Source organism: Okeania sp. SIO2F4, assembly GCF_010672385.1.
Classification (GTDB): Bacteria; Cyanobacteriota; Cyanobacteriia; order Cyanobacteriales; family Microcoleaceae; genus Trichodesmium.
On the sequence record NZ_JAAHGT010000631.1, the window covers coordinates 1 to 5,794 of the forward strand.

Genomic DNA, 5,794 nt, shown 5'->3' on the forward strand with positions numbered 1-5,794 from the left:
TCAAGGTCAATAGCCTCCCCTTTCAAGAGGATGAAAAAAATCAACTTCGGTATTTCAATCCTTATGCTTTCCTACGGAATGCTACGCAAACAGACAGAGGTACTGATAACTGATAACTGATAACTGAAATGACTAGATATTAAAAATTAGTTGAAAAATACAAATTATCAAAATAATTGGGTCGCGCCACCCCGTTTTTTAAGGCGAAATGTTTTTGGAGGGTTGCTCAAAATCCCCGTGACAAAAACAACTTCTGACTTCTGACTTCTGACTTCGTTAAGTATTGCTAGTTTCTTGAGGAGGTAATAAATAAATCATCCCTGAAATTATCGTCAAAGCAACAGAAATCCAAAATATAATTATTGTTGGAGTTGCCCAAATTTTAGGTAAAGGAGCAATTAATAAAGCAATGGCGATAATTTGACTTACAGTTTTTAATTTCCCCCAAATATTAGCTCCTGAAATTTTTGTTTGATTAACGCGCCAACCGGCTATAGTTAATTCCCGACCTAATATTAAAAATACTCCCCAAGCGGGAACTTTGCCTAATTCAATTAATGCTAATAGAGGTGCTAAAACTAATAATTTATCTACTAAAGGATCTAAAAATTTACCTAAGTCGGTGATTTGATTAAGTTTCCGTGCTAAATAACCATCTAAAAAATCTGTAGCTGAAGCAATTAAAAAGATAACTAAACATATCCAAAGATTCTGATTAGTTGGAGTTTTGAGAGTGTACAGAATAATAGGTACTCCCAACAGACGAGAAAAAGTAATTGAGTTAGGTATGTTCATAATTTAAGAAGGAAGAATTAATAATGGATAATTGATAATGGATAATTGATAATGAATTGAGTTTTTAAACATTGTAGAAAAACTACTTCATTTTAGAAAAGAAAAATAGAAAAAAATTCACTTTTTGTACAAGGATTATCAAGCTAAATAATTATTCATTAGAGAAATTATCAATTATCAATTGGTAAATATTATTATATGGCAATCCGCGCTTATGTTGTAACATTTGATCGTAAGGGTTTGGTCTCCAAACCCAATTGAAAATAGGATTTGGAAACTCAACCTCTACAGTTTTTTTTCACAAGTCATTTAGAATTGCTATATATTAGTATATTCAGGCTATAGTCTTGATTTTAATTGAGTAATATTATGTCTGGATAATCAATGATAAAAAAGTCTTTGTTTGTAGTAGGGCTTCAGCCCTAAGTATAAATCGGGATTCAGCCCTACTACGAACTTTTATTATAACTATTCAACCGGATATGATATAACTGCTATAATTATTGAGATTTATTTTATTAGTTAAATTTATAATTATGTCTATATCAAAAGAAGAAGCAAAGCAATTATTAGAACGTTTAATTTTTGATGACGAACGCCCTCAAGATTGGGTGCAAGATGTTTGGGGAATGAGTCCGACTTTGGGAGAAACTGCTGCTAAGTTGCTAGATGTTTTTGAGGTATTAATTACATCTTGTCCGGAACCTGAATTAAATAATGTACTCCAAACTTTTGATGCAGAATTATTGGAGGAAGATGAGGATACTTACTAATGGTACATAGACATTTGTAGGGACGTTCCATGGAACGTCCCTACAGAGGTTTAAAAAGTTAAAAATTTTAGAATTTATGCTCAATTTTTTTTGAGCAATAGACTTCTATTCTGTTGTCGCGATCGCTACATCAAAATTAGTGAAGCAGGGGAATAATTTATCTGGATTAATATCAGATTTTCCTGCTCCTAAACTACTGCCGTGTCTAGACCAAAATTGTGGTTTAGGAGCGAGCAACGAGCGAAGACCTCTCCCCCAACCCCTCTCCTGCGAGGAGAGGGGAGATTTCCCCTCCTTCCCTACAAGGGAAGGGGGTTAGGGGGTTAGGTTTTTTAACCCACATTTTCAAGGTAGACACCCTACTACTCAGTTAATTATGTAATTAACTAGAATTAATCCAAGTCTAAATCTAAATCAAAGTCGTAAGTATCGTCACTAATATCAGGATTTTCTACTTCATGGAGAAGTAAACCAGTCGCTTTCCTGGCGATATAACCAGCGTCTGGACCAAATTCTTCTGAGACTACACCTCCTACTAAAGAAGTAGCGGCAAAATTTAATAAAGTAGTAAAGAAATTCATTGTTTTTCCTCAACAAATTGAACGATGGTTTTTTCATAATACCTGCCTCAATTTATGGGATGAGACTGGTATTAATTAGGTTAAGAAGTGATAAATTTTGTCGATTTTTTATCTATTAAGATTAATCTCGAAATATCTACCTCTGGAATTAAGTCGTCGTCATCACTGTGTATTTCATCAACACCAAAAGACTTTTGCTGGAAAAGACTATAATGGTGAAAATGATGGTTTTTAAGATGACTTGGACTCTGGAAAATTTCGCGGTCAAATATCATTTCTGGTGGCATAATATCCCCAACTGTTTTTGACGGAAGTCAGAGGTTTTCTTTGCCTCATATTTCTATTACATACTGATTATTTGGTCTTGTCGATGACATATTGGCATTGTCTTTTTTTTACTTCTGTGGTCTTGACAAAGTTAAATGCAAAAAATCAGGATTTATTTCATGGATAAACAAATATTTATTTCTCTATTTTAATGTAAAATAAAGACCTATAGCAAAATTGTAGGGTGCGTTTCCGCTAAGAGCGGACATGAAAATACGGCCTAAACTCAGGCTATAAAAAGGATTTAGGAATCCGTCGTAACGCACCATTTTAGATATGTCGATCCACTACTTCTCTGATTTTAAATGTCTTTCAATTATGTAAACTAAATCTGGCTGAATTTCTTTTCCTTCACTAATTAATTGATGAGCTAATGTTGCTCCTAATTTTCTGATTGGTAGGGGTGGTTGTTTATGTTCATAACGATAAAAATGGCGCAGAGATACGCCTACCATTTCGGCTGCTTTTTCGTTGGTTATGCCAAAACTAACTAATGCTTTGGGATTCAGATATTCGGCTGCCTTGATTTGAGATATTAAGTCTTCTTTTGTTGTGATTTGTTGAGACATTTTGACCTCCTAAAAAAGCATAGCATTTCTCTGTTGGATGAGGTACATCTACGATCCCCCTAAATCCCCCTTAGAAAGGGGGACTTTGAAATCCCCCCTTTTTTTCAGAAGAGTTTTGAAATTCCCCCCTTTTTTCCAGAAGAGTTTTCAAGTTCTCCCCTTTTCCAGAAGAGTTTTCAAGTTCCCCCCTTGAAAAGGGGGGTTAGGGGGGATCGAATATCTGTACCTCACAGATTTAAAGAATTGCTACATGACTTTTTGTCTGTATGAATTTAATGAGTCAATTAAAACTTAGGGGATATACCCCGAAGCAACAGTTTTGAGAAAATTCTGAAAGCCTTGCTATAATTGACAAAACCTAACTTCGGGGAATAAACAGTTTGGGGATTCCCTGAAGTTTCTTTCTGAAGGAAGTTGCGAATATGCCGAACCTAGGTAAAGGACAAGAAGTTAAAAAAAGAGCTAAATTATTATTGGAGGCTTTATTAGCATTTGTTAATCAGGAGTTAACAGATTTATCTGATGTTGAAATAGAAGCAAACTGGCAGGGTAAAGATGCCGATCTATTTGTCAAAACTAAACTGAAATATTTGGTAAACCTGACCAACAAATATAAAAATGATGATAAAAAGTTGAACAAAAGCCAAATTAGTGAAGTCCTGAAACAACTGGAAGAATTTTTGCAGATTTTGACACATAAATGGGAACAAAGGCAGGGTAGAGAAGTATGGGAGTTTACCCTAAAGTTGTGGAGTACAAATAAAGAAAGAAATTTAGAAATTTTAGATCAAGAGTGGGAGAAACGTAAATCAAAATCTAGTGGTGAAAAAGAAACTAAGTCTCATACAACTATTCAAACTAAAAAATACAATATTCCTGGGGAGGAATGGTTAGACAATAAAGTTTTTGTGGGTAGGGAAAAGGAACTTGCACAACTCGACGAATTGCTAAAAAATGATCGACGGGTTGCTGTTGCTTCTGTTTCGGGAATGGGGGGTGTGGGTAAAACGGAACTTTCCCGTCGATACGCTCATGCTCATAAGTCTGCTTACCCTGGTGGTATCTGTTGGTTGGAAGTACCTGCGGAGAATGTAGGTATTCAGATACTCAGGTTTGCTCAGAATAATCTCCGACTTATTCTCCCGGAAGAGGAAGATTTACTGGGAAGGTTGCGCTACTGTTGGCAAAATTGGTCTGGGGGTGAGGCGTTACTTATTTATAATGATGTGACTGACTACAAAACTCAGGTAAAGCCTTTTTTACCTCCAGACTCTCGGTTTCGGGTACTGCTGACGACTCGTAAAAGTTTTGGTAAGGCTTTTCGGGAGTTGCCTCTGGATGTGTTGAAACCTTTAGCAGCGATGGAGTTGTTAAAGTCTATTTTGGGTAGAGATAGAGTTTTGCAGGAACCATGGAAGGCAAGGGAGTTGTTGAAATGGTTGGGGTATTTGCCTCTGGCGATCGAATTGGTGGGGCGGTATTTGGATGAGTATTGGGAATCTTTGAATAGGGATAATTTGGCTTTGACAAAAATGCTCCAACGTTTACAGCGAAAAAGTCTGGAACATCGGGCGATGTCAGCTAATGAGTTGATTAATTATCCTCATGGTGTGGCAGAGGCGATCGCTTTGAGTTGGGATAGGTTAGATGAAAAGACTCAAGAAATAGGTTTGCGGTTGGGGTTGTATGCTTTGACTCCTTTTCGTTTGTCGTTGGATCAGATAGAGGATGATGAGGAGTTGGAGGTTTGGGAAATTGCTATTGGGGATTTGCTAAATCTGCATTTGTTGAAGGGTGTTGAGTCTGGGATTTATAATTTGCATCCTTTGGTGCGGGAATTTTTGCAGATGAAGTTGAGAGAATATTCGGGGGTGGATGAGTTGAAACGTGGTTTTGTTGTGGCGATGGTGGAGGCAGCAAGGAAAATTCCTGATAATAATATTACACGGCAGCAAGTTCGGGAAGTTGAAGTTGATATTCCCCATATTATGCAAGTGGCAGAAAATTTGACTGAGTATTTGAGTGATGATAATTTGATTGTTCCTTTTACTAGCTTAGGTTCATTCTATCTAGGTCAAGGATTTTATCCACAGGCACAACCTTGGTTAGAGAAAGGTAGAGAAATAGTAGAAAAACGGCTGGATAAAGATAATCCTGATGTTGCGGAAGTCTACAACAACCTGGCAGTATTATATGAATCTCAAGGGAAATACTCGGAAGCAGAACCTTTGTACCTCCAAGCCATCGAAATCGTCAAAGTTGCTCTACCCGAAAATCATCCTTATCTTGCCTCCAGTGTAAACAACCTAGCTTTATTATATAAATCTCAAGGGAAATACTCGGAAGCAGAACCTTTGTACCTCCAAGCCATCGAAATCGACAAAATTGCCCTACCCAAAAATCATCCCTTCCTTGCCAACCACCTCAATAACCTAGCAGGATTATATGAATCTCAAGGGAAATACTCGGAAGCAGAACCTTTGTACCGCCAAGCTATCGAAATCGACAAAATTGCCCTACCTGAAAATCATCCCTCTCTTGCCATTGACCTTAACAACCTAGCTTTATTATATCATTCTCAAGGGAAATATTCGGAAGCAGAACCTTTGTACCTCCAAGCCATCGAAATCGACAAAATTGCCCTACCCGAAAATCATCCCTCCCTTGCCAACCACCTCAACAACCTAGCAGGATTATATGAATCTCAAGGGAAATACTCGGAAGCAGAACCTTTGTACCTCCAAGCCAT

At 37.1% G+C, this 5,794-nt stretch carries 7 protein-coding genes; 2 read left to right on the top strand and 5 right to left on the bottom strand.

Annotated features, from left to right (window positions below; all coding sequences use genetic code 11):
* Positions 1-276: 276 nt before the first annotated feature.
* Positions 277-795, bottom strand: coding sequence for a CDP-diacylglycerol--glycerol-3-phosphate 3-phosphatidyltransferase (pgsA, locus tag F6K22_RS29150; RefSeq protein ID WP_293106143.1), 519 nt, complete (start codon positions 793-795; stop codon positions 277-279).
* 536 nt (positions 796-1,331) lie between these two features.
* Between pgsA and F6K22_RS29155 the strand changes: the two genes are divergently transcribed.
* A complete protein-coding gene (locus tag F6K22_RS29155) occupies positions 1,332-1,568 on the top strand; it encodes a hypothetical protein (protein WP_293106145.1) in 237 nt (78 codons plus the stop codon).
* A 105-nt stretch (positions 1,569-1,673) separates the two neighbouring features.
* Here F6K22_RS29155 and F6K22_RS29160 read toward each other — a convergent pair whose 3' ends face one another.
* The 4 genes from F6K22_RS29160 to F6K22_RS29175 all read right to left on the bottom strand — a co-directional run bounded on the left by F6K22_RS29160 (position 1,674) and on the right by F6K22_RS29175 (position 3,045).
* On the bottom strand, positions 1,674-1,805 hold the full coding sequence (locus F6K22_RS29160) for a hypothetical protein (protein WP_293106148.1): 132 nt from the start codon (positions 1,803-1,805) through the stop codon (positions 1,674-1,676).
* A gap of 155 nt (positions 1,806-1,960) precedes the next feature.
* Complete coding sequence (locus tag F6K22_RS29165) at positions 1,961-2,149, bottom strand: hypothetical protein (RefSeq protein ID WP_293106151.1); 189 nt, start codon at positions 2,147-2,149, stop codon at positions 1,961-1,963.
* Positions 2,150-2,229: 80 nt separating this feature from the next.
* Complete coding sequence (locus tag F6K22_RS29170; protein WP_293106154.1) at positions 2,230-2,436, bottom strand: hypothetical protein; 207 nt, start codon at positions 2,434-2,436, stop codon at positions 2,230-2,232.
* A gap of 327 nt (positions 2,437-2,763) precedes the next feature.
* Complete coding sequence (locus tag F6K22_RS29175; RefSeq protein WP_293106157.1) at positions 2,764-3,045, bottom strand: hypothetical protein; 282 nt, start codon at positions 3,043-3,045, stop codon at positions 2,764-2,766.
* A gap of 422 nt (positions 3,046-3,467) precedes the next feature.
* On the opposite strand from F6K22_RS29175, the gene F6K22_RS29180 reads away from it, so the two are divergent.
* Positions 3,468-5,794 (top strand): tetratricopeptide repeat protein (locus tag F6K22_RS29180; RefSeq protein WP_293106160.1); only part of this gene is annotated, 2,327 nt, incomplete at its 3' end.

Bases quoted from the DNA above. Each gene is read 5' to 3' on its own strand.
- pgsA (WP_293106143.1), bottom strand. From the start codon at position 795: ATGAACATACCTAACTCAATTACTTTTTCTCGTCTGTTGGGAGTACCT.
- F6K22_RS29155 (WP_293106145.1), top strand. From the start codon at position 1,332: ATGTCTATATCAAAAGAAGAAGCAAAGCAATTATTAGAACGTTTAATT.
- F6K22_RS29165 (WP_293106151.1), bottom strand. From the start codon at position 2,149: ATGAATTTCTTTACTACTTTATTAAATTTTGCCGCTACTTCTTTAGTA.
- F6K22_RS29170 (WP_293106154.1), bottom strand. From the start codon at position 2,436: ATGCCACCAGAAATGATATTTGACCGCGAAATTTTCCAGAGTCCAAGT.
- F6K22_RS29175 (WP_293106157.1), bottom strand. From the start codon at position 3,045: ATGTCTCAACAAATCACAACAAAAGAAGACTTAATATCTCAAATCAAG.